Origin of the sequence: Clostridium pasteurianum DSM 525 = ATCC 6013 (genome assembly GCF_000807255.1) — a bacterium.
In the GTDB taxonomy this organism is placed as follows: Bacteria; Bacillota; Clostridia; order Clostridiales; family Clostridiaceae; genus Clostridium_I; species Clostridium_I pasteurianum.
The window spans coordinates 2,582,707-2,604,451 of record NZ_CP009268.1 but is presented as its reverse complement, the minus strand read 5'-3'; the positions used below and the strand labels follow the sequence as shown (position 1 = coordinate 2,604,451).

The following is a 21,745-nucleotide window of genomic DNA, read 5'->3' as shown; positions in this document are numbered from 1 at the left end:
TGTCTTTACTTATTGTCTTGAATGTGGACACCACTAGAGTTATCATGTGACAAATGATATTGAAGGTGGTGTTTTTATTTTGGATTATATTAAAGGCTTTGAGGATTGGCTTAAAGAAAGAGATAAAAGTAACAATACAATAAGCTGTTATTTAAGAGACATAAAGGAGTTTGAGGGGTGGCTTTCTATTTACAGCAGTGATGGGTTGCGGGAAGTGCCACAGATATTTTTGATACATTTTAAGAAATTTCAAAAAGGCACTGAAGCTTCAATAACTACAATAAATAGAAAGTTGGCTTCAGTAAATTCCTTCTATAAATATATGTATCAAAAAGGTTTTATAAATGAAGAATTAAAAGTTGAACAATACAAAGATAAAGATGCTAAGCAGTATAAGGGATTAGATGAGAGACAGTTATGGAAGATTAGAGCAGAAATACATAAAGCAAAAAATCTGTTTCATATTTGTATATTTGAGATTCTTATAAATACAGGGATTAGAGTTTCAGAACTTATAAATATAAAGCTTTCTGATATACAAATCAGCGATAGGAAAGGTTCTCTTACTGTAATAGGGAAAGGAGAAGCTAAAAGAACAGTTCCTTTAAATAAGGCTGGAAGGAAAGCAATAACTGATTATTTAGCAGTAAGAAGGAATGATGAAAGTAGATATTTGTTAATAGGGCAGAGAGGTAAATTAAAAAGAAATGCTGTAAATTTAATATTAGAGAAGTATGGAAATAGAGCAGGAGTAAAGGTAACGCCACATATGGCTAGGCATACACTTGGGTATAATTTAATAAAACAAGGGAATCCAATTACTACAATTCAGCAGATTCTTGGACATGAAAATGTCCAGACTACTAATCGATATACTTTAACTACAGAGAGGGATATAAGTGCAGCTCTAGAGAGATTGGAATAATATTATATACAAATCTCTCTATTAATACATTAAAAATTATTAATCATGTAATTTGCTAATTTATCGTATTCCTTTTCAGTTTTTTTCATTAAGGAAACTTGATTTTGAGACCAAGTTCCTCTACCTATATCACGGGTTGGTTTAGCAGATTTTAAATATTTTATAGGTGTATTTTGAACAATACTATCGGGAGCCATAACATTTAAATCTTCAATTTCTCCAATTGGTTCAGATGGTACAAAAGATGGAACACAAGCATATGCAGATATTTTCTTCAAGTTAGGAATTAATTTTTCTTGAATTGCACTTGAAATCTGATCGTATTGGGCTTTGTCAGCACCAATTGGCTTATTATTTCTAGTATCAAATCCATTAAATATCCAACCAGCGAATTTAGGATGACCTTTTGTAGGAATAATAGTATCGTATCTGTTAGAGGCTAAATACCTATCTTTACCTTGTTCCCAATCAGTAATAAAAGCAGGAAGTACTTCGCCAATTAAGCCAACACAGTATGCAGAAAATAAATCAGGGGTGCATGGAACCATAAAATAATCAGAACAGTATAGTGCTGCTCTAACCAAAGTGTTAAATGATGGTGGTAAATCAATAAGAACAAAATCATATTCCAAATTATTATTTTTTTCAATTTCTTCTACAAGTTTGTGTATAAGCATAAAACGATATAATCCAGAACCACTTATAACATCAGTACCAACATTTAAAATATCAGCAAAATTGTTGAGCCAAAAGTCACCAGGTACAATATGTAATGTTTTCTTTCTTCTTTGGTTACTTTTTGGTTTTAGAGTGCAAGTAGAACCTATTATATTTTGTTGTATATATGGTTGAGCAAAGGAACGGATAGTTTGTCCATATGGATATTTTTCAGAAGTATTTAAACAAGCAGCAAATTCACTACCTCCAAGTGTAGCAATTGAAAGATTACATTGAGGATCAAAATCTATGAGTAATACCTTTTTACCTAATTCACTTAGAGAAATACCTAAATTCCAAATAATTGTAGTTTTTCCGACACCACCTTTGTTGTTGAAGATAGAGACAGTTGTTTTCTTCATTTTTTCATCCCCTAACTGTTAAGATAAAAGTTATAATACATCTATATGAATTATTTTACAATATATACAATAGTAAGTCTATCAACATTTAGAAATTTAGAAAAATACAAGGAGTGATGTCGTTATAAATAAAGAATTTCAACAACAAAATAAATTATTACATCAATACATACAAAAATACTTCTCACCACAAAAAATAAAACAGCTTATAGAAACATTCTCATTTTCAGAACTCCGTAAGCTATTAGGTGAGATGGATATAGAATTCTTTGCTCTCTGTTATTTTCCGAAATACTTTGATAGGCAGTTTGGAAAATTCCACAGGGAGCTTTTTAATGAATTGAAATATATGTTAAACAATAAAGGGTTAATTGAAGCTTTTGGATTACCAAGGGAACATGGTAAAAGCACGATTAACTCTTTTTTATTTCCGTTGTATTCTACACTTTATAATAAATCTCAGTTTACATTGATTATTTCAGCCACAGAGCAAATTGCTGTTCCTTTCCTTGATATGATTAAATCAGAGTTTGAAGAGAATCAAATGCTTATTGAGGATTTTGGTATTAGAAAGGGCAACAGATGGAATAACAATGAGATTTGGATTAAGACTAAAGGTGGAATTGATTCTTGTATTATGATTAGAGGAATTGATGGATCTTTAAGAGGAATACATTATAAGCAGCATAGACCTACATTGGTTCTGTTAGATGATCTTTTAAAAGATGATACTGCTAAAAGTGAAGCTAAAAGAGAACAGGTTAAAAGTACATTTACAGATGTAGTGCTTCCTATAGGAACTCGTGATACTAATATTCTTGTAGTTGGTACAATTCTTCATGAAGAGGATTTAATGTCTGAAATGCTTAAAGGTAAAATTCCAGGAGTAAGAAGTATTAAAAAGGCAGCAGTAATAAGCTTTGCTGAAAGAGATGATTTATGGGCAGAGTGGGAAACAAAATATAATAATTTACAGGATGAAGATAGAATTAAAACAGCTCTATCTTTTTTTTATGCCAATAAAGAGGAAATGTTAAAGGGTACAGAAATCCTATGGGATGAATACTTAGATTATTATTATTTAATGTGTAAAAAACAAGCTATGGGAGAGAATTCTTTTCATAAGGAACTTCAAAATAATCCAAGAAGCACAGATGATTATATATTTCAAAATATTAGTTATTGGGATAGACTACCTAACTTTGAAGAAATGGAGGTTGTTGTATATATTGACCCTGCTATTAAAAATGGAAAGAGAAATGACTATTCAGCTATAACAGTCATAGGGAAGCATAAAAAAACTAATCAAAAATATGTTATTGATGGAAGTATAAATAAACTTCTTCCCGATGATTTATTTACATTAGCAGTAGAAAAATTAAAATTATTTCCTGTAGATAGGATAGGCTTTGAAACCATACAGGCACAATCCTATATGAAGCAGAAATTTGAGGAAGAACTATGGAAGAATAAAATTTATATACCAGTTGAAAGTGTAAATAGCAAAGGTAAAAAACATGAAAGAATAATAAGTCTTGAACCAGAAATCAAAAAAGGACATATTTTATTCAATGCAGATAATAGGGCTTACAATAACCAAGTTAAGGATTATAACAAATTTGCTAAACATGATGATGCTCCGGATAGTTTATATGGAGCAGTTCAGTTATTGCAGGGAATGAAGAAGTTGAAGTTCTTTGATAGAAGGTTATTATTTTAATTGAAAGCATCAATCATTATGTTATAATATACATATATATGTGGTATTAAGAATGAAACATAAGGTGATAATATGGATGTACATATAAATTTAAAAATTAAGTCAAATCAAAACTATGAAATTGCTAATTTAGCTCAACAAAGAAAATACTATGATGTTGCTGTGAGTAGATACTATTATTCACTATTTCAACTTATTGATTATATTATGTATAGTAGTAATAAAAACTTTATAATTCCAAGCTATGAAGCACCTCATGCATATACGATTAAAAAATTCAATATATTTATTCATAAAAACAAAAGATGTAAAAATATATTAACGGACGAGAATATTGCCGATTTGATGGTATTGCAAGATTTAAAAAGATGGAGGCAGGATGCGGATTATAAAAATAGATTTATAAAAGAAGAAGATTTTATAAATGAATTTATGAAAAAGTATGAACCGTGTTATAAAACTATAAATGAAAAAATAATGTGTCAGGAGTGAAATGTATGAATAATTATATTTTAGATAAAATTTGTGAATTTATTTCTTTGGTAAAATCTGAATTAAAAGTTAAGATAGAGATAGGATATGAATATAATGAAAAAGAAGATATGTTTAATTTATGGCACGACTATGTAAAGTTCGATGATCACAATTTTAAGAAGGTTATAGGAAAAGGCATAAGATTATGTTTTTTTGAAAATGATATTTTTAATATTTCAATATCATACAGAAATGATAAAGCAATGGAAGTAAAAAAGATATATAATACTTTACAACATGTAGAAACTCAATCTTATAATTTAAAATTGAGTTTTGAAAATGCTATTGATAATCAAAACTATAATATTAAGATTGACTCTGAATTAGAAAATATTAATAAAAATTTTAAAATAAATTTGCCACAGCAAGAATGTATAATGAGTAAAAAAATAAATACAAATGTGGAAATATTGGAGGTGCCAGCTGCATGATGGATAAAGATAAACAGCCAGGAATTAGTTTTGATGGTATTTTATTATCTAAAGAAAGCTTTTATAGAGTGCCTTCTATGCCAGATAAGTTAAAAATAGATCTTAATTTTAGTATGGTTTTAAATAGTCTAAATAGTTCATTTTCAAATGAATTGAAAACTAATTTAATATGTTTATCAAATGAAAATGAAGAAGTTTTAAAATTTGAATTTACTTTTGTCGGGATTTTTTCAGTTGTGGATGGAGAAGAAAATATGGATATAAAGAATTTTATGGAGCATAATTCTCCAGCAATTATGTTTCCATATATAAGAGAACATATTACAAGTGTTACGCAAAAATCTGGAATTAATCCTATACTATTACCACCAATAAATATAATAGCATTAACTAAAAATGTAGAAAATAATATTTAAAAATGGAAAAGACTGATTTAAGTCTTTTTTTTATGTGAATTTTTAAGAAGGAAGTGTTAATTTGGAATTAAACGAACAACTAATAAAAGACTGTTTACAGGAATTAAGAACAAATCAGCAGTCAAAAAAAGTATATAAAGACTACTACGAAGGTAACCATTCTATTTTAAAAAACTACAGAATGCAAGATTCAAGAAGCAATATGAAGCTAGTTTTTACATATCCTAAGAAATTTGTAGATAATGAAGTAGGATATATTTTAGGAGAGCCAGTTAATTATGTTTCTAAAAGTGATAATGATGAAGCTATTAATTATATTGACCTAAATTTAAGTCATTGGGATAAACATCATAATCAAGAATTAAGAAAGCAGAGTGAAATATTTGGTGAGAGCTATGAGCTTCAATATATAAACTCTGATGGAGAATTTAGTGCAATGGTTTTAAATCCAACTAATTGCTATGTACTAACGGATGGAACTGTTGATGATAATGTTATACTGGCACTATATAATTTTAAGAAAAAATTCGATATAAGTGAGTACCTTGATGTGTATTTTCAAAATTATATTTATCATTATAGATTGGAAGGTAGTGAGATAATAAGTTTAGGAGAAGATATACACATATTTGATAGAGTACCTATTGTTACTTGTCAAGCAAATGCAGAAAAACATTGTGGCTTTAAAGATATTATTTCTTTGGTGGATGCCTATAATGCCTTAAATTCTGACTTGGTGAATGAGATTGCTGATTTTAGAAATAGCTATATTTGTATTGAAGGGGCAACTATTGAGGAAGAGGATTTAGCTAAAATGAAATCTATGGGGATAATTCAAGTGCCATCAAATGCAAAGGTATATTTTCTTACAAAGCAAATTAATGATTCTTTTGTTCAAAATGAACTAAATAATATTGAAAAGAAAATCTACGATTTAAGCGACCAAGTAAATTTTAATGAGAACTGGGCTAGTAATACATCATCATTAGCATTAAAAAATAAATTAATTAATCTTGAAAATAGATGCTCATTAAAAGAAAGTATAATGGAGAAGGTTCTAAAGCAAAGGCTAAGGAACTTTTTTTTATTTATGCAAAAGAAAACAGGTAAGTATTTTGATTACAGGGATATATCTATAAAGTTTACTCGAAACCTCCCTGTTGATTTGGCTACTACTGCTCAAATAATTACACAATTAAAAGGTGTTATTTCTCAAGAGACAGCTCTTTCACTTCTTAATTTTGTAGAAAATCCAAAGCTGGAACTTGAAAAGTACAGGAATGAGCAAGATTATAATATGATTGATTTGGAAAAGGTGAATGACAATGGAGGACAATGATTTAAGTAAAGGTATTAAAGATATAAGAGTTGAGATGGAACAGAAAGTAGTAGCGCCAATAAATACAATTCTCAAAGAATATAAGAAAAGCCTTGAAAATATAAAAAATGAAATAGCTCAGTTATATTTAAAATATTCAGTAGATGGAGTTTTAAAAGTCAGTGAAAAGCAAAGAGCTAATGTGTTACTGTATATAGAAAAGAAACTTATTGAAGAAATGAGGAAGCTTGGAGATGTAGATGAAAAAGAAACTACAGGATTACTCAAAGAAGTTTTTGGTGAAAGCTATTATAAAACAGCCTATGAGATAGATAGAGGAATGGATATTAATTTAAAATTCCCACTGCTTACCACTGAATTTATTGAGAGTGCAATTAAAATGCCAATAAAAGGAGAAATGTTCTCAGATAGGATTTGGTCAAATAAGAAGAAGCTATTAAATAGAGTGAGAGATGATGTCAAAAGTGCAGTTATTGAAGGAATACCAATTGATAAATTAGCAGCTCAAATAAAAAAAGATTATGGAGTAAGTGCATATGAATCAAGAAGACTTATTTACAATGAAGTGGCAAGATGTGTAGGGTCAGCACAGGATGAAATATATACAAAAACTGATGCAGTTGTAGAAGTAATGTTCGATGCTACGTTAGATAATAAAACATCTAAAATATGTATAGGTTTAGATGGGAAAAGATTTTCTAAAGATGAACATCCTATAATTCCAGAAGATACTCATATAAATTGTCGTTCGTGTATAATTCCAGTAGTTGAAGGTTGGAATCCAACAGTTAAAAGAGAAAATATAAAAGGAAAGGATGGAGAAAAACCTATTATTGATTATACTGATTATGAATCATGGGTTGAAAGCAGGGGGATTGATAAATGATATGAAAAATATTAATAAATTTAAAAGGTTGATAATAAAAGATTGTGCAAATCATTTTATTGAACAAGGCTCTATTAATCATTATTGTTGTATGATTGATGGAGTCTGTCTATTTTTTGAAAATAAAGAAAATGAAAGATGTGGATATTTTGAGGAAGGAGTGCTGCCTTTAGATGGTGTTTTAGAAAGAGGATATTATACAGAAATTGATGTTAAACCTATTAAAGAACAAGGCGATAAACCTAAACCAAGAATTAAATGTAAAAATTGTGGTAAGAATATTCAAGCAAATTCTAATAGGTAGCGGTATTGTGATATATGTAAGAAAATTATTAAAAGAAAACAGGCAAGGGTATCAATGAAGAAAAAAAGAGATAAGGGGTAGATGTTAACCGTTAGATATACCTCAAAGATAGTAATACCAATGGGTGTAAAATTGAAGAGTTAGGTTTTAATATAAATACACGGTAAGCCCATTTTTTATGGTTTTATTGGTTAACATTGGTTTATTATGATATAATTGTTGCAGGCTAAATTATTTTAATGATTTGAAATTGTAAGAAAATGGCCAATGAAAATTATTTATATAATACGCAGGTAAATAGTAATTTGAATCAGTGGAGGGACAATATGGTATCATCAAAAAAAGATCTTTTGAAGAAAATCATTGGGGTTTTGGGAGACTCAGGGCGTGAGGCATTTAATTCTATTATTAACAATGAAGTTGAGGAGGCCGTGGCTTATGAAAGAGAAAATGGAATTATAAATGCAGCTGCTGCGCTCAAAGACGCAAAGGTTAATGAGGAAGATATTCTCACTTTTTTGCAAAAACATTGGAATATATGTAGAGATGAGGCTGAAGATTACTTAAGAGTCAAGTATCCATACAGAGAACTGGAGTCTTATTTAACCAAGCGAGGGTTGAGCTCTGAGGCTGTTGAAAACTTTATGAAGTCAAATTTGGTTAGAATCAAACTGCGACATAATCAAATACTATGGAAGTTATCCCCTGAAAAGTTGATGAAAGCAATAGAGGAAAATAAATAAGCATATAGTCTAAACAGTTCTACAAATTCCAATTTATCGGATACTTTCTTAAGTTAACACTAACTAAAAAAATAGGGGGATAATGAAAATGAAAATAAAAAAACTGGCGATACTTAGCCTTTGCGTGGCTCTGCTCATAACAATATTTAGTGGGTGTAGCTCCACGCCTACAAGCACTGGAAATGACAGTAATACCACTAAAAAGCAAATACCTGACTTGACGGGTGAATGGAAACAAGAAAATAGCAAATCTGCTGATTCTTATCAAGCTGCAACAATAAGTGGTGATACGATTACAATTTACTGGGTAAGTGATAAAGGCGACACAAAATCACTTTATTGGGCTGGTTCTTTTGACGCTCCAACAACTGCTGACGAACCTTATTCATGGACTTCGAAAAATGACCATAGTAAAACTAAAAGTGCTTTGCTAGCTTCGAGTGATGATACTAAAACTATCACATACCAAAACGGTGTATTAAGCTATGAAGCTTCTGCTATGGGCACGACTACAACGGTTAAACTCAAAAAGCAATAATAATGACAACAAAAGAGCGGAGGGCTTTCGTGCATAACCCACCAAATAAGCATAATGCTATAGTTAAATTCCAATTTGTCTGACTGAATAAAATGAGAATAATTTATGGCTGGGTTAATGCAAATTTTTCATATATTATAAAACCAACACAAATAAATATTAACAAAACTAGGCATCCGAAAGGGTGTTTTTTTTATATTACCGAGGGATTGAAGTCTTTAACTAATAAGGGGAAGATTCAATAACTCAAACAAAAAATAATAAAATCAAGGAGGAATTTTTATGGAAGAAAACAAAGAACAACAAAATACTGAGGGCACAGAAAATCTGGACACTCAAGGGGATAAGGATATTAATATTGAAGGAATATTAAACCATCCTGAATTCAAAAAGTATATGGAGTCTTATGCTGATAAAAGAGTTTCAGACGCAGTAAAGACTACTGAGAAAAAGCTTAAAACAAAATTTGAGGAGGAAAAGAAAAAATCAGAAATGACTCAAGAGGAGCTTTTACAGCAGAAAGAAAATGAATTAAGAGACAGAGAACTTAAGTTAGAAAAAATCCAGTATTTCAAGGATAAACAATATGACCTTGATTTACTGGATTTTGTTTTTGGTGAGGATATTGAAGCTATTAAGGAAAATTCAGATATGCTGGTAGCTAACATTAATAAGGTTATTGAACAGAAAGTAAATGAAAGACTTAAGGGTGGCTATGTTCCACCAAAGAATGATGACAGTAAAAGTAGCAATACAGACAGCATTGGATTAAGACTTGCAAAACAAATTGATGAAAGTCAGAAAAGGGCTGTAGAAAGCCAAAACCAATATTTTAAATAAAAGAGGAGGAATTTTTATGAGTAAATTTATTGAAACAACTTACACAAACAAGAAGGAAATTTTAAAATTTCCAGATCACTACATTGCTATTGCAGTAACGGTGGATGATACAGCAATTACTGCAAATGCTGATGGTAAAAAGATTGTTCCAGCAGGAACTATAGTTGGGGGCAGTACTAAGCCAGTACTTACAAATACTGATGAGCCTGCTTCTAAGAAGAACGTTCAGGGTACTGATGCAGATAAAGCAGAAGGTGTTCTTTTAGATGATGTGGATGTTACTTTTGGAAAAGCTTCTGGAGCAATGATTATTCATGGCTTTATTGCAATAGATAAACTACCAGAAGCTCCAGCTGCCAGTGCAGTTACAGCTTTAAAACAAATTACATTTATAAAATAAGAAAGGGATAGGTGATATTTAATGGCAAACATATTTGATTTAGTAAACTCAAAGGAAATAGGTACATATTATACAAACAATCCATCTAATTCAGTTCCATACTTAGGAGCTACATTGTTTCCAAGTAAGAAGCAGTTAGGACTTGATTTATCATGGATTAAAGGAGCAAATGAATTACCTGTAGCTTTGATGCCTTCAGCTTTTGATACAAAGGCAACGCTAAGAGACAGAGTAGGTTTTTCAAAGATTGAGACTGAAATGCCATTCTTTAGGGAAGCCATGAGAATTGGAGAAAAAGATAGACAGGAAATAAACAAGGCAGCAGGGGCATCAAATTCACAGTACATAATGCCAATAATTCAGAAAATATATGATGATGTTAACGGTCTTGTTCAAGGAGCAGAGGTCAATAATGAGAGAATGAGAATGCAGTTATTGAGTACTGGAAAAATTCTTATTACAGCTAACAGAGTAAATTTAGATTATGACTATAAATTTAAGGCAGCTCATAAGGAAACTCTGCTTACAACAGCTAGATGGAGTGATAGTGAAAACTCAACTCCTGTAGAGGATATTATGAGATGGCAGAAGGTTATTGAAGATGATACAGGAGAAAAGCCAACAAGAGCTATTTGTTCACTTAAAACTTGGAATTATTTAATGGTGAATAAATCTATAAAATTAGATTTAAATCCAATAGGTGGACAAAATGTTATTGTGACAGATGCTATGCTTAAACAATATTTTCAGACTAAGCTTGGACTTTCTATTGCTGTATACAATAAAAAGTATGCACTTCAAGATGGAAGTACTAATCAGTTCTTTCCTGATGATATTTTTACATTAATACCAGAAGGAAATCTTGGGAATACATACTATGGCACTACTCCAGAAGAATCAGATTTAATGAGTGGAAACACAGATGCACAGGTTCAAATTGTAAATACAGGAGTTGCTGTTACTACAATAAAGATACCTCATCCAGTAAATGTTGAAACTATTGTAAGTGAAATAGCTATGCCTTCATTTGAGAGGATTGACAGCATTTTTATAGCAACAGTACATGCATAAATATTGAAATAAAATATTTTAAGGGCTGATGTAAAAGTCAGTCCTATTTTAATTTAAAAAAGATTATAAAGAAAGGGTGAAATTTATGGCAGCTAATAATGAAGAAGGCAAACAAGAAAATAAAACTACCAAGTCAAAAAATATGGATACAGTGGAGTTTATCATAAATGTTAAATATGGAGATAAAGTTTTAAAAATAGGTGAAACGCTAGAAGTATCTCCTATACAGGCTAATATTCTTGCTAAGCAGGGTATTGCTAAGAAATTGTAGGTGATAGTTATGCTGGAAGAAATAAAAACACTGCTTGGTATTTCAGATAACGCTAAAGATGAACTAATAAATCTTTATATTAGAAAAGCTGAGACCATGATTAAGAATTATCTAAATAAAGATATTAGTGATTTTTCAATTTATCAGGATGCAGTAAATGAATATGCTGTACTTTGTTTTAATAAAAAGGGAAATGAAGGACTAAAGCAATATGCTCAGGGTTCAAAGAGCGGAACATACACTAATGATTTGCCTGATTCTGTGAAAGCACTGCTGCCTATGCCCAGGATTAAAATGAAGGGGTGATTGGATGATTAAAAATTATTTGGTAAGTGTATATAACAAAGAAGAAGGATATAAGGATGAGTATGGAGCCTTTGCAGAAGGAGATTTAAAATTTATAAAATCTAAGTTTGTTGATATTCAGCCCTATTCTACAGAATTATTGCTGAAAGACTATGGCTATAACATTGAAGTTTCAAGCAGAATCTTTGATGAAATTGATGACGATATTAAAATAGGAACTATTCTTCAATATAAAGATGAACAGTATGAGGTAAGAAAAATTATAAATTGGGATGACTACAGGGAGGTGATGTGTTATGGGATATAAGAGTTATAAGGATAAAGTGTTAAAAGCTTTAGATGAAGCAAAAAAGGATGCCTGTGAAACTATAGGAGCTTTTGTTGTAGCAGAAGCAAAGCTTAGAACTCCTGTGCTTACTGGTAATTTAAAGAGATCAGAAACCTTTGAGGTAATGAGTGATAACAAGGGAGTAATTGTTGGAAGTACTCCAAATGCACCTTACGATATCTGGGTTGAAAAGGGGACTGAATCTCAGAAAGCTAAGCCTCACTGGGAGCCAGCAGTTATGGAGAATATTTCAAAAATAGAACAGCTTACAGGATATAAAATTAAAGAAAAGATGAGTGGTGATTAATTTGCTGGATATTTATAAAATCATTAATTCTAAAGTAGGAGAAGTATGTTCAAACTCCTTTGCAGATCATTACCCTGAAGAAAAGAAAAAAATATATCCCTATGTTGAATTTAAGTTTCCGAGTACTCAATCAAATGGCTTTAGTGAAGTAAACAATCTTGATATTGATATATGGAATAACAAAGCAAATGATATTTTTGAAATTGAAACTATTACTGAAAACATAGACAAGCAGTTAAATAAATTACAGGTAAATAATGAAACAATGCAGCTTTGTATTTTTAGAAACAATCCATATAAATTAAGGATTAATGATCCGGATATTCATATTCAAAGAAGACAATTAAGATATATCTTAAAAGTTTACTATAAATAAGAAAGGAAAGTGATAACATGGCAGTTAACAGTACAAATACAGTTGGATACACGTCTACAACACCTGACCATTTATTAATTGATAGCGGTGCATTATATAAAAACTATGGCATTGACACAAAAGAAGAGTTAATAGGTGCAACTTCTGGTGGTAACGAATTTGATATTACAGTTAAAACTAGGCAAGTAAAATGCGATGGGATAAAGGGAAATGCTAAAGGATTAGAATTTATTACTGATGTAGAAGTTACTCTTAAGACAAATATGCTGGAAGTAAGAAGTGATATATTAGTTATAGCTTTAATGGCACAAGTGGATAGCGTAGCAAATCCTGATTACGATATTATAACAGGTAAAACTTACATAGCAGACACAGATTATTTGGATAACATAGCATTAGTAGGGAAGCTTTCAGGAAGTCAAAAACCAGTAGTTATAATTCTTAAAAATGCTTTATCTACAGATGGAATAAAGTTCAAAACAGAAGATGACAAGGACAATGTACTTCCAGTAACTTTTACAGGGCATATTGATCCCACTACACCAGATATTCTTCCTTATGAAATACATTTCCCAAAATTAAGTTAAGAACTATATAATTTCATTACTAAAAAGTTATTTAAAAACTATAAATACTTATACATATTTTAAGCACTCTTTAAACAGGGTGCTTTTTCTTTTTATAAAAAATAATTGAAAGGGGTAATTACATATATGAGAAAATTGAAAACCAGTGATTTATTTTCATTAAGCAGAATCTTTAAAAAGATGGATATAAAGGATGAGATTAAGACTTTGACAAGAGATATAACAGGCTTAAGTGAAGAGGAAAAAATAAAAATTAGTCAGGAACTTCAAGTAAATTTATCTATTCTCTTTATTGAAAATATAGGAAATGCAGAAAAGGAAGTATATAAACTATTTGCTAGTTTAACGGATAAAACTGCTGAAGAAATAGAGAATATGGACTTAGATAAATTCTTTAAATTAATACAGGAACTATTTAATCAAGAGGGCTTTGAAAATTTTTTATCCAGAGCACTCAAATAGAAGATGAATTTGAGTGCATGGACTTACTTTTAACTAGATACAAAAACATTGACTATGTTATGGATATGGATTTAGAAGAGGGGATAGAAATAATAAATACAGCTTATAAAAAGAAGGCAGAAGAAATGCTGTGGCAGAGGTGGCTGGTGGATTACTCTAATATGGACAAGGAACATTTTATTCCTTTTACAGATTATAAAAATAAAGTATTCAAAGATGTAAATATAACTGAAAATAACAACAAAGTTAGTAAAGAGTCTATTGAAGAAACTGCTAAAAAAGCTATTGAAGAAGCTGAAAGAATAAAGAAAGCAGATCAGAAAGGAGGTAGTACATAATGCAGATATTTAGTCTGTTTGGTGAGATACTTTTAAAAGATAACGGAGTAGAAAATGAACTAAACAAGATAGATAAAAAAGCTAGAGATACTGGAAATAATTTTGACAGTACATTTAGCAAAATAAGAAATGGAATATTAAAGATTGGAGCTGTACTTGGTGTTGGTTTTGGCTTTAAATCAATGATAGAAGAAGGTTATAAGTTGGCAGAAAGTGCAAGTAATTTATCAGAAGCTCAAAATGTAGTTGAGCAAACCTATAAGAGCAGTGCAAAATCAATTGAAGCATGGACAGCTACCACAGCAAAATCTGCTGGAATATCTCAAACAGCATCAATGCAGTGGGTTGGTTTTATGGGAGCAATGCTTAAGAGTTCAGGAGTAACTGAGCAAAAAGCTGGAGACATGTCTAAATCCTTAGTTCAGCTTACAGGGGATATGAGTTCTTTTTATAATGTGGGTACATCTGATATGTGGGAAAAAATAAGATCAGGCATATCTGGAGAAACAGAACCTTTAAAAGCATTAGGTATTAATATGAGTGTAGCTAATCTAGAAGCCTATGCACTTAGTGAAGGAATTAAGAAACCCTATGCTCAAATGAGCCAGTCAGAACAGACAATTCTCCGTTATAACTACTTGATGTCAGTAACTAAGGATGCTCAAGGGGATTTTGGAAGAACTTTGAGTACAAGCTTTGCAAACCAAGTAAGAGTTGCACAATTAAATTTGACAAATTTAGGACAAAGTATTGGTACAGTGCTCCTGCCTTATTTTAATAACGCAGTAACAGCTTTCAATACCCATATTCCTCAAATGCAGGCTCTTGTAAGTAATGCTGCTAAAAATATAGGTGATACAATGCAAACATTACTGCCTAAAATAGGAGAAATAATAACGGTTGTAATAAAACTTGCACAGGATTTAATACCTAGCTTTGGTAAATCTACAGGAGATGCAAAATCAAAAACTTTAGACTTTGTAAAAGGCGGTTTGGATTTAGTTATAGCTAGTTTGAAATTTTTAGATGAACATATAACAGCAGTTAGAATAGCCTTAGGTATATTAGGTGGTGTTTGGGTAATTCATCAAGGAATACTATTAATACTAAATGTACAACTGGCAGTTCAAAATGCACTTAAAGCGGCACATGCAATTGCCAGTGGTATAGAAACAGCACAAATTATAGCTTTGTATATAGCAGAAGGTATTCATAATGGAATAATGATAGCTGGAACAGCAGCGCAAATAGCATTAAATGCAGCTACCTCAGCCTTTGGAGTAATATTAGCAGTTGTAACTAGTCCTATATTTTTAGTTATTGCAGCACTAGCAGCATTAGGTGTAGGAATATATTTGGTAGTTAAACACTGGGATGTTGTAAGTGCAAAAACTAAAGAAGTATGGAACACAATAAAAAGTGCAGTACATGAAGCAGTAGAAAATATACGTGAAAAAATACAAAGTGCAGGAAATGCTATAAAGGCAGCTTGGAATTCTATTTGGAATTTTAAAATACCCCATATTGATTTACCACATTTTAATGTAACGGGCAAATTAAGTTTAAATCCTCCCAGTGTACCATCTTTAGGTGTTAAATGGTATGCACAGGGAGGTATTTTTGACAGTCCAAGTGTTATTGGTGTTGGTGAAGCTGGAAAAGAAGCAGTAGTACCTATTAATAAACTTGATGAATTGATAGCAAGTTCTATTGAAAAAGTTAAAGATAAAAATATGGGAAAAGGTTTAACACTTAATATTGAACATTTTTATAATAATACTGATAAAGATATTGAGCAGTTAGCTTATGAATTAGAGTTTTACAGACAGAAGGTTGCTATGGGGAAAGGAGGAATATAATGCTCAGTTTTAATTTTAATAGTAAAGATAGTTTTAATGATTATGGTATTTATGTTCTTCAAAATCCATCTATTTTGTCTCCCAAGAGGAGAGTGACCACCAGCAATATACCAGGAAGAAATTCATCATTAAGATATGATGAAAACACCTATGAGGATATTACTATTTCTGTCAGCTGTGGTGTAAAAGATGACAGCATTGCAGATAAGATTGATGACATAAAGGGCTGGCTTATAGGAGCAGGAGAAAGTGAACTTATCTTTGATTTTCAGCCTAATAAAAAATACATAGCCCAAGTAGTGAACTCCATTGACTTTGCTCAGTCCATTGAGATTTTTAGTGAGTTTCCAATAATATTTAACTGCAGACCTTTTAAATACGCAGTAGACAATTCTATTATAACCATGACTTCTTCAGGAATAATAAATAACATAGGAACAATATATTCGGAACCTAAAATAAAAGTTTTTGGCAGTGGAGATATAAATTTAAATATAGGTTCACAGGTTATAAATCTAATAGGAATAAATAACTACATAATAATAGATTCGGTTTTGCAGGACTGCTATGATGACAATGGCAGTAACTTAAATAATAAAATGAATGGAGAATTTCCTATATTTAATGCAGGGGATAACAATATATCTTGGACAGGCAGTGTTACTAAATTAGAAATTACACCTAACTGGCGGTGGTTATAATGATATGTATTTATAATAAAAAGACTACTAAAGGAAACTTCAATAATAACGGTTTAGCAGTACTAAATGAATGCATTAAATGTGAAGTAACAGAAGAATTAAATGGAGACTATTCACTATATATTGAGTATCCAATCTTTTCAAAGAAAGTTGAATACTTTGATAAATACAACATTATAAAAATTGATAATGGACAGCTATTTAGAATTTATAGATACAAGAAAGATGATAGAACAAAACTTATTATGGTATGGGCTAAGCATATTTTTTATGACTTATCTTACTACTTTATAGAGGATTCAAGAGCTGAAAATTGCAGTATAAAAACAGCTATGACTAAAGCCATGATAAGTGATTTACTTAATATTTATACCGTTGATAGTGATATAGTTTTGGCAAACACTCTATATATGGTTCAGTGTAATGTTGTAGAAGCTATGTTCAAGATTATTGAGAGATGGGCAGTAGGTGAATTAAAAAGAGATAACTATGATATAAAAATAATGCAAGCAATAGGAAAGGATAATGGAGTCTTAGTTAAATATGGTAAGAACATTGAAGGTATAGATATTATATATGATTCTACAGATATAGTTACAAAGCTTTATCCAATAGGTAATAATGGCTTAACTTTATCTGAAAAATACATAAGTATTGTAAATTGGGGCAGTGAAGAATATCCTCCATTTCCTATAGTTAGAAAAGTTAAATTTGATGCAGATGATGAACCTACAGTAAGAACTCTGGCACAGGAAGCTGCTGAAACTATAGGACTTGAAAGAACTACCATAGAAGTAGACTTTTTAGAATTATCAAAAACAAAGGAGTATAAAAACTATGAACAGCTTGAATATGTAAATGTAGGAGATATAGTAACTTTATATTACAGTGAGTGGGATATAAATGTTAAATTGCCTGTTGTGAAAATAGTAAGTGATGAGATAACTGGCTTAAACACAAAGGTAACTTTAGGACAGCCTAAAAAAGCCATACAGGACTTAAATGCAATAGTTAAAACTGCTACGGATGAATTGGGAAATAAAGTTGCTCAGGCATTAAGTTCCATGATGTACTATTCTAATACAAATTCCCTAGCAGCTTCTACAACTTCAATTCAAGCAATTTATTTGGGCGTTACTGCAGTTAGTAATACAAATCTTACATGCTTAATTTCAATATATGGAACAGCAAGTGTAGTTAATACTTTGACAATAAATATTCAACTAGATAATAAGACTATAGCTTTTGTGCCAAAACAAAAATTACAGCAGGGTGATAATGTTATAGGAATACCTTTAGGGATACCACAAGTACAAGCTGGTGCTCATTATTTGAGTATAAATTTGTCTGTAGATACTGGAACTTTCACTATTCCAGCCTTTAACTGTCAATGTATGCTTGACGGTAGAAATTTACAAGGAGGATTAAGTGCAGAGCGTCCACATGCAGAAGCTAGTGAGTTCCTACATTATATATACATTAATTCTACAGATAGAGTTCACTCAGGTGAAAATACAAATGTGATAATTGCTCAGCCAATTACTATTCAAAAGGGAGAGATGATACCACGCTCAATTTATAATTCAAACAAAAATATAATGGAAACAGTAAACATTATTTTAAATTAATAGAGGAGGTTTGATTATGGCTGTAAGAGAAAGTTTAGCCTACAGTAAAGATTTAATTACTGGAAAATTAAAAGAAATAACTAAATATAAACCAGAAGGATATCCCATGAGAGGAGTATTCTCAGTGGAATTATTTGATGCATCAACAGGAAAGAAAACTTATGAAGCAAAAAGTGAAAACAGAATAACTCCAGTATATGCCAATGCGGCATACTTAGATGCTTTTTGTGGAAGAATTTTAAACAATTCTGTTGATAATGTGATTACCAATGCTAATGGAAATACTGATAATCCCTGCAGATGTATGCTGCTCACTGATGGAAATGTTCCAGAAGATTTATATGATTACTGGACGTTCGGAAATATTATTGGATATGCCGATTTATGGACTACCTACTCAGGAAGTGATAACTTAAGAGGAACAATAAATCAAAGTGAAACAACTTTTATTGATAATCTTCAGGTGAATAGCAAACTGATTCAAAGTAAAACAAGACATTTTGTTGTGGATTTCCCCACAAATGCAGCTAATGGAACCTTTAGCAGTATTTATCTTATGGGTGGTGCTAAGACATCTTTTTCAGCATATTATCCAGGTTATTATAATTTATATACTAAAATATATTTAACTCTTGGAGGAGGAACTGCAAATGCGATATGTATTGATGATAATAATATATACAATTATGCTACTACAACCTCTGGGTCTACCACTTTGTACGTAATTGATAAAAGAACTTATATGCAAAAGGACAATATTGTACTTCCCTTTCCAGTCTATGCGATGGAGTATGATAAAATCAATGAGACATTTTGGGTTGCTTTAAGCAGTGGAGCATTTAAAAAATATGATAAGAATTTTAATTTGTTAAATTCTTACTCAAAAACTTCCCCTTATACGTTATCAGGTATTTCAGATATATGTGTAACTGATGCATATATTCTGATATCCTATAGAGGTGCATCTCAAAATGGAACTTCCAATAGGGCAGCTATAACAGTATATAATAAATCTGATGGAATTTATAATAAAACTATAGATGTTGCTTCTTTTACATACAGTTATATTAGTTTATCAAGACTTAAGGCAAAGGGGAAAATATTTGTTAAAGTAGGTGATTCCAGTGGAACTGTGGTAGTTTTAAATGAAAGCGATTTAAGTGTTATGTCATCAAATGCTGGTAATATAGGCTCCTTTACAAACTCTGCTACATTTGAAAATTATAATTATTATTTGAGATGGGATGATGACACTCAGCTCTTTATAAGAATTAATACAACAACTGGAATTTTATATGTTTCGTATTTAGTTCCTGCTTTTGCACATACACTTCTAGCGTCACCGGTAACTAAAACCTCTACAAATACAATGAAAATACAATATGATTTAACAGTGGATTATGTATATCCACTGGATATGCCTGCACATTAAATAAAACATTACATATGAATCTGAGTAACAAGCTTACTTGGATTCTTTTTTTATGTCATTTAAGACGACACATTACATAAATTTCGGGGGAAATAAATATTTTGAGAATTAATTGAAGGGGGTATGGGGTTTGGAACAAGTAGAAATTATAAAAGATAATCATCCAAGAATAAATAAAGTTGTACATAAATATGCTGGAACTTCTAAATGGGAGGAGATTCTAGAAAAGATAATAATTAATCACTTAAAATCAGATAAATTGCTTGATTAAGCAAAAATAGAATTATATCATGTGATGAACCAAGAAGGAACGCCATTTAGACGTTCCTTCATTTAAAAGCGGGAGGGATAAAATGAAGGCTTATGGATATGTAAGAATTTCAAGAGATGAAGATAATAAAAAAGAAAGTATAGAAACTCAGAGAAAAGTTGTAGAAGACTTTGCCAAAGAACAGGGTTTCATTTTAAATGATACATTTCAGGATAATAATGTAAGTGGATATACATTTGAAAGACCATCACTATTGCAATTAAAGGAATTAATAGAAGATAATAAAGTAGATATATTAGTAGCAAAAGACCTTTCAAGAATAGGCAGACATAATGCAAAGACACTTCTATTTCTAGATTATCTAGATGAACATAATGTAAGGCTTATGCTTAAAAATGATAATTATGATAGCGATAGTGATGATGATTCAATAATTGGAATTAAAACCTGGTACAATGAAATGTATTTAAAAGATTTGAGTAAAAAGATAAAAACTAATATAAAGCAAAAACAAAAGGAAGGGCTTGTTATAGTACCTAATTATGGATACATGAAAGATCCTAATAATCCTAAAAAAATAATAGTTGATGAGGATGTAGTTGATACAATAAAATTAATATTTAGACTCTACATAGAAGGAATGGGCTGTACAAAAATAGCCCATTATTTAAATGAAAAACATGTAGAAACTCCATCAATTCATAAAATGAAAAAGTTTGGCTTTGGCTGGAAGCCTGATTGGACTCAAAAGGAATTATGGTATGCTACAAGTATTAAAAGGATACTTCACAATGATGCTTACATAGGAGTATTAAGGTGTGGAGTTACCAAGCTTTCTAAGATGAAAGGCAAAAAGGTTAGAATTCCAAAAGAGGAACAGATAGTTCACGAAAATTACTTTGAGCCAATAATAAGTAAAGATGATTTTGAATTGGTTAAGATGTTAGCTGAAAGTAGATGCAATAATAATATAAGAGCTAAAAATGAAAAAATACATAGATATGCAGGTATATTAAAATGTGGTGATTGCAATAAGGGATTTGTAGCAAGAAAAAATAAGACCCAAAATTATGAACATAAAATTACATACGTATGTGCTACTTTTCACAGATATGGCTCAGAATTATGCAATGGACACAGGCTATTTGAAAGTGATATTGATGAACTGGTACTTGATGAAATTAAAAGTTTATTACATAATGCAAAGATAAATCTTGATAATATAGATAAAAATATAGAAGAAAAAAGAAATCATAGAAAAGACTATGATAAAGCCATTGAAGTATTAAAAATTAAAATTGTTGAACAAAAAGAAGAAATTAAGAATTATGCTAAGCAGCTTGCCAAAGGATTAATTGGTGAAGAAATATTTGAAGAATTGACCAGTGAAGCAAAAGTGGAACTGGATAAATTAGAAAAGCTCTTAGTCGAGGCAGAAAATTCAAGAGATAATCATGCAAATGACAAGGAAAAGATAATAAAGTGCATTGAGGTTTTGCAGAAGATATTAGATAAAAATGAACTCACCAATGCGGATGTTACAATGCTCATTGAAAAGATAGTGGTAACTGAAACAGATGAAGTAGGCAAATATAATATGTCCAAGCTCGATATTGAGATTAACTGGAATACACAGTTTGTTCTATAGGCATG

At 30.7% G+C, this 21,745-nt stretch carries 28 protein-coding genes; 27 read left to right on the top strand and 1 reads right to left on the bottom strand.

The features are described from left to right. Nucleotides 1-79: 79 nt before the first annotated feature. Nucleotides 80-925, top strand: a complete 846-nt coding sequence (locus CLPA_RS11840) for a tyrosine-type recombinase/integrase (protein ID WP_003441170.1) — start codon at nucleotides 80-82, stop codon at nucleotides 923-925. A 29-nt stretch (nucleotides 926-954) separates the two neighbouring features. Here CLPA_RS11840 and CLPA_RS11835 read toward each other — a convergent pair whose 3' ends face one another. After that, nucleotides 955-2,004 (bottom strand): ParA family protein, encoded by a 1,050-nt coding sequence (locus tag CLPA_RS11835; RefSeq protein WP_003441172.1) that lies wholly within the window; start codon nucleotides 2,002-2,004, stop codon nucleotides 955-957. 349 nt (nucleotides 2,005-2,353) lie between these two features. Between CLPA_RS11835 and terL the strand changes: the two genes are divergently transcribed. The 26 genes from terL (at nucleotide 2,354) to CLPA_RS11710 (ending at nucleotide 21,740) form a co-directional block, all read left to right on the top strand. Continuing rightward, nucleotides 2,354-3,724, top strand: coding sequence for a phage terminase large subunit (terL, locus tag CLPA_RS11830; RefSeq protein ID WP_236900338.1), 1,371 nt, complete (start codon nucleotides 2,354-2,356; stop codon nucleotides 3,722-3,724). Between the two features lie 72 nt (nucleotides 3,725-3,796). Continuing rightward, the gene (locus CLPA_RS11825) at nucleotides 3,797-4,216 is read left to right on the top strand and encodes a hypothetical protein (protein ID WP_003441177.1); all 420 of its coding nucleotides are present in this window, start codon (nucleotides 3,797-3,799) and stop codon (nucleotides 4,214-4,216) included. A 5-nt stretch (nucleotides 4,217-4,221) separates the two neighbouring features. Then, complete coding sequence (locus CLPA_RS11820) at nucleotides 4,222-4,689, top strand: hypothetical protein (protein WP_003441180.1); 468 nt, start codon at nucleotides 4,222-4,224, stop codon at nucleotides 4,687-4,689. Next, nucleotides 4,686-5,105, top strand: a complete 420-nt coding sequence (locus tag CLPA_RS11815; RefSeq protein WP_003441184.1) for a protein-export chaperone SecB — start codon at nucleotides 4,686-4,688, stop codon at nucleotides 5,103-5,105. Before CLPA_RS11820 ends, CLPA_RS11815 begins: the two co-directional genes overlap by 4 nt. 61 nt (nucleotides 5,106-5,166) lie before the next feature. Then, nucleotides 5,167-6,444, top strand: coding sequence for a phage portal protein (locus CLPA_RS11810; protein WP_003441188.1), 1,278 nt, complete (start codon nucleotides 5,167-5,169; stop codon nucleotides 6,442-6,444). Then, the gene (locus CLPA_RS11805; RefSeq protein WP_003441190.1) at nucleotides 6,431-7,330 is read left to right on the top strand and encodes a minor capsid protein; all 900 of its coding nucleotides are present in this window, start codon (nucleotides 6,431-6,433) and stop codon (nucleotides 7,328-7,330) included. Before CLPA_RS11810 ends, CLPA_RS11805 begins: the two co-directional genes overlap by 14 nt. Beyond that, nucleotides 7,293-7,634 (top strand): hypothetical protein, encoded by a 342-nt coding sequence (locus tag CLPA_RS11800; RefSeq protein ID WP_155760556.1) that lies wholly within the window; start codon nucleotides 7,293-7,295, stop codon nucleotides 7,632-7,634. The genes CLPA_RS11805 and CLPA_RS11800 overlap by 38 nt, the downstream gene beginning before the upstream one ends. A 326-nt stretch (nucleotides 7,635-7,960) precedes the next feature. After that, on the top strand, nucleotides 7,961-8,377 hold the full coding sequence (locus CLPA_RS11795) for a hypothetical protein (protein ID WP_003441199.1): 417 nt from the start codon (nucleotides 7,961-7,963) through the stop codon (nucleotides 8,375-8,377). Nucleotides 8,378-8,465: 88 nt separating this feature from the next. Then, complete coding sequence (locus CLPA_RS11790) at nucleotides 8,466-8,915, top strand: hypothetical protein (RefSeq protein ID WP_003441200.1); 450 nt, start codon at nucleotides 8,466-8,468, stop codon at nucleotides 8,913-8,915. Nucleotides 8,916-9,197: 282 nt separating this feature from the next. After that, complete coding sequence (locus tag CLPA_RS11785; RefSeq protein ID WP_003441201.1) at nucleotides 9,198-9,755, top strand: capsid assembly scaffolding protein Gp46 family protein; 558 nt, start codon at nucleotides 9,198-9,200, stop codon at nucleotides 9,753-9,755. A gap of 16 nt (nucleotides 9,756-9,771) precedes the next feature. Further along, a complete protein-coding gene (locus CLPA_RS11780; protein ID WP_003441202.1) occupies nucleotides 9,772-10,155 on the top strand; it encodes a hypothetical protein in 384 nt (127 codons plus the stop codon). Between the two features lie 21 nt (nucleotides 10,156-10,176). Then, nucleotides 10,177-11,226 carry a major capsid protein gene (locus CLPA_RS11775; RefSeq protein WP_003441203.1) on the top strand — a complete coding sequence of 350 codons (1,050 nt, stop codon included), beginning with the start codon at nucleotides 10,177-10,179 and terminating at the stop codon, nucleotides 11,224-11,226. Nucleotides 11,227-11,311: 85 nt separating this feature from the next. Continuing rightward, the gene (locus CLPA_RS11770) at nucleotides 11,312-11,497 is read left to right on the top strand and encodes a DUF7210 family protein (RefSeq protein WP_003441204.1); all 186 of its coding nucleotides are present in this window, start codon (nucleotides 11,312-11,314) and stop codon (nucleotides 11,495-11,497) included. A 9-nt stretch (nucleotides 11,498-11,506) separates the two neighbouring features. Then, on the top strand, nucleotides 11,507-11,803 hold the full coding sequence (locus CLPA_RS11765) for a head-tail connector protein (RefSeq protein ID WP_003441207.1): 297 nt from the start codon (nucleotides 11,507-11,509) through the stop codon (nucleotides 11,801-11,803). Between the two features lie 4 nt (nucleotides 11,804-11,807). Beyond that, nucleotides 11,808-12,110, top strand: coding sequence for a hypothetical protein (locus CLPA_RS11760; RefSeq protein WP_003441209.1), 303 nt, complete (start codon nucleotides 11,808-11,810; stop codon nucleotides 12,108-12,110). After that, a complete protein-coding gene (locus tag CLPA_RS11755) occupies nucleotides 12,100-12,438 on the top strand; it encodes an HK97-gp10 family putative phage morphogenesis protein (protein ID WP_003441214.1) in 339 nt (112 codons plus the stop codon). The genes CLPA_RS11760 and CLPA_RS11755 overlap by 11 nt, the downstream gene beginning before the upstream one ends. A 1-nt stretch (nucleotide 12,439) precedes the next feature. Further along, nucleotides 12,440-12,814, top strand: coding sequence for a hypothetical protein (locus CLPA_RS11750; protein ID WP_003441216.1), 375 nt, complete (start codon nucleotides 12,440-12,442; stop codon nucleotides 12,812-12,814). A 17-nt stretch (nucleotides 12,815-12,831) separates the two neighbouring features. Then, the gene (locus CLPA_RS11745) at nucleotides 12,832-13,401 is read left to right on the top strand and encodes a hypothetical protein (RefSeq protein WP_003441218.1); all 570 of its coding nucleotides are present in this window, start codon (nucleotides 12,832-12,834) and stop codon (nucleotides 13,399-13,401) included. Between the two features lie 126 nt (nucleotides 13,402-13,527). Then, nucleotides 13,528-13,863 (top strand): hypothetical protein, encoded by a 336-nt coding sequence (locus tag CLPA_RS11740; protein WP_003441221.1) that lies wholly within the window; start codon nucleotides 13,528-13,530, stop codon nucleotides 13,861-13,863. Between the two features lie 65 nt (nucleotides 13,864-13,928). After that, nucleotides 13,929-14,201, top strand: coding sequence for a hypothetical protein (locus CLPA_RS11735; RefSeq protein WP_158380941.1), 273 nt, complete (start codon nucleotides 13,929-13,931; stop codon nucleotides 14,199-14,201). After that, the gene (locus CLPA_RS21710) at nucleotides 14,201-16,060 is read left to right on the top strand and encodes a phage tail tape measure protein (protein WP_003441227.1); all 1,860 of its coding nucleotides are present in this window, start codon (nucleotides 14,201-14,203) and stop codon (nucleotides 16,058-16,060) included. Before CLPA_RS11735 ends, CLPA_RS21710 begins: the two co-directional genes overlap by 1 nt. Further along, nucleotides 16,060-16,761, top strand: a complete 702-nt coding sequence (locus tag CLPA_RS11725; protein ID WP_003441229.1) for a distal tail protein Dit — start codon at nucleotides 16,060-16,062, stop codon at nucleotides 16,759-16,761. Before CLPA_RS21710 ends, CLPA_RS11725 begins: the two co-directional genes overlap by 1 nt. Next, a complete protein-coding gene (locus CLPA_RS11720) occupies nucleotides 16,761-18,389 on the top strand; it encodes a phage tail spike protein (RefSeq protein WP_003441232.1) in 1,629 nt (542 codons plus the stop codon). Before CLPA_RS11725 ends, CLPA_RS11720 begins: the two co-directional genes overlap by 1 nt. Before the next feature lie 16 nt (nucleotides 18,390-18,405). Continuing rightward, a complete protein-coding gene (locus CLPA_RS11715; RefSeq protein WP_003441235.1) occupies nucleotides 18,406-19,821 on the top strand; it encodes a hypothetical protein in 1,416 nt (471 codons plus the stop codon). Between the two features lie 130 nt (nucleotides 19,822-19,951). Continuing rightward, nucleotides 19,952-20,092 carry a hypothetical protein gene (locus CLPA_RS21200; protein ID WP_155760376.1) on the top strand — a complete coding sequence of 47 codons (141 nt, stop codon included), beginning with the start codon at nucleotides 19,952-19,954 and terminating at the stop codon, nucleotides 20,090-20,092. Nucleotides 20,093-20,174: 82 nt separating this feature from the next. Further along, entirely contained in the window at nucleotides 20,175-21,740 is a 1,566-nt protein-coding gene (locus CLPA_RS11710) for a recombinase family protein (protein ID WP_003441238.1), read from the top strand. The last annotated feature ends 5 nt before the right edge of the window (nucleotides 21,741-21,745 follow it).

What these genes read in the sequence shown, in the direction of transcription:
- CLPA_RS11835 (WP_003441172.1), bottom strand. Translation starts at nt 2,004, where the DNA reads ATGAAGAAAACAACTGTCTCTATCTTCAACAACAAAGGTGGTGTCGGA.
- terL (WP_236900338.1), top strand. Translation starts at nt 2,354, where the DNA reads ATGTTAAACAATAAAGGGTTAATTGAAGCTTTTGGATTACCAAGGGAA.
- CLPA_RS11825 (WP_003441177.1), top strand. Translation starts at nt 3,797, where the DNA reads ATGGATGTACATATAAATTTAAAAATTAAGTCAAATCAAAACTATGAA.
- CLPA_RS11820 (WP_003441180.1), top strand. Translation starts at nt 4,222, where the DNA reads ATGAATAATTATATTTTAGATAAAATTTGTGAATTTATTTCTTTGGTA.
- CLPA_RS11815 (WP_003441184.1), top strand. Translation starts at nt 4,686, where the DNA reads ATGATGGATAAAGATAAACAGCCAGGAATTAGTTTTGATGGTATTTTA.
- CLPA_RS11805 (WP_003441190.1), top strand. Translation starts at nt 6,431, where the DNA reads ATGGAGGACAATGATTTAAGTAAAGGTATTAAAGATATAAGAGTTGAG.
- CLPA_RS11800 (WP_155760556.1), top strand. Translation starts at nt 7,293, where the DNA reads ATGAATCATGGGTTGAAAGCAGGGGGATTGATAAATGATATGAAAAAT.
- CLPA_RS11795 (WP_003441199.1), top strand. Translation starts at nt 7,961, where the DNA reads ATGGTATCATCAAAAAAAGATCTTTTGAAGAAAATCATTGGGGTTTTG.
- CLPA_RS11790 (WP_003441200.1), top strand. Translation starts at nt 8,466, where the DNA reads ATGAAAATAAAAAAACTGGCGATACTTAGCCTTTGCGTGGCTCTGCTC.
- CLPA_RS11785 (WP_003441201.1), top strand. Translation starts at nt 9,198, where the DNA reads ATGGAAGAAAACAAAGAACAACAAAATACTGAGGGCACAGAAAATCTG.
- CLPA_RS11780 (WP_003441202.1), top strand. Translation starts at nt 9,772, where the DNA reads ATGAGTAAATTTATTGAAACAACTTACACAAACAAGAAGGAAATTTTA.
- CLPA_RS11775 (WP_003441203.1), top strand. Translation starts at nt 10,177, where the DNA reads ATGGCAAACATATTTGATTTAGTAAACTCAAAGGAAATAGGTACATAT.
- CLPA_RS11770 (WP_003441204.1), top strand. Translation starts at nt 11,312, where the DNA reads ATGGCAGCTAATAATGAAGAAGGCAAACAAGAAAATAAAACTACCAAG.
- CLPA_RS11765 (WP_003441207.1), top strand. Translation starts at nt 11,507, where the DNA reads ATGCTGGAAGAAATAAAAACACTGCTTGGTATTTCAGATAACGCTAAA.
- CLPA_RS11760 (WP_003441209.1), top strand. Translation starts at nt 11,808, where the DNA reads ATGATTAAAAATTATTTGGTAAGTGTATATAACAAAGAAGAAGGATAT.
- CLPA_RS11755 (WP_003441214.1), top strand. Translation starts at nt 12,100, where the DNA reads ATGGGATATAAGAGTTATAAGGATAAAGTGTTAAAAGCTTTAGATGAA.
- CLPA_RS11745 (WP_003441218.1), top strand. Translation starts at nt 12,832, where the DNA reads ATGGCAGTTAACAGTACAAATACAGTTGGATACACGTCTACAACACCT.
- CLPA_RS11740 (WP_003441221.1), top strand. Translation starts at nt 13,528, where the DNA reads ATGAGAAAATTGAAAACCAGTGATTTATTTTCATTAAGCAGAATCTTT.
- CLPA_RS11735 (WP_158380941.1), top strand. Translation starts at nt 13,929, where the DNA reads ATGGATTTAGAAGAGGGGATAGAAATAATAAATACAGCTTATAAAAAG.
- CLPA_RS21710 (WP_003441227.1), top strand. Translation starts at nt 14,201, where the DNA reads ATGCAGATATTTAGTCTGTTTGGTGAGATACTTTTAAAAGATAACGGA.
- CLPA_RS11725 (WP_003441229.1), top strand. Translation starts at nt 16,060, where the DNA reads ATGCTCAGTTTTAATTTTAATAGTAAAGATAGTTTTAATGATTATGGT.
- CLPA_RS11720 (WP_003441232.1), top strand. Translation starts at nt 16,761, where the DNA reads ATGATATGTATTTATAATAAAAAGACTACTAAAGGAAACTTCAATAAT.
- CLPA_RS11715 (WP_003441235.1), top strand. Translation starts at nt 18,406, where the DNA reads ATGGCTGTAAGAGAAAGTTTAGCCTACAGTAAAGATTTAATTACTGGA.
- CLPA_RS11710 (WP_003441238.1), top strand. Translation starts at nt 20,175, where the DNA reads ATGAAGGCTTATGGATATGTAAGAATTTCAAGAGATGAAGATAATAAA.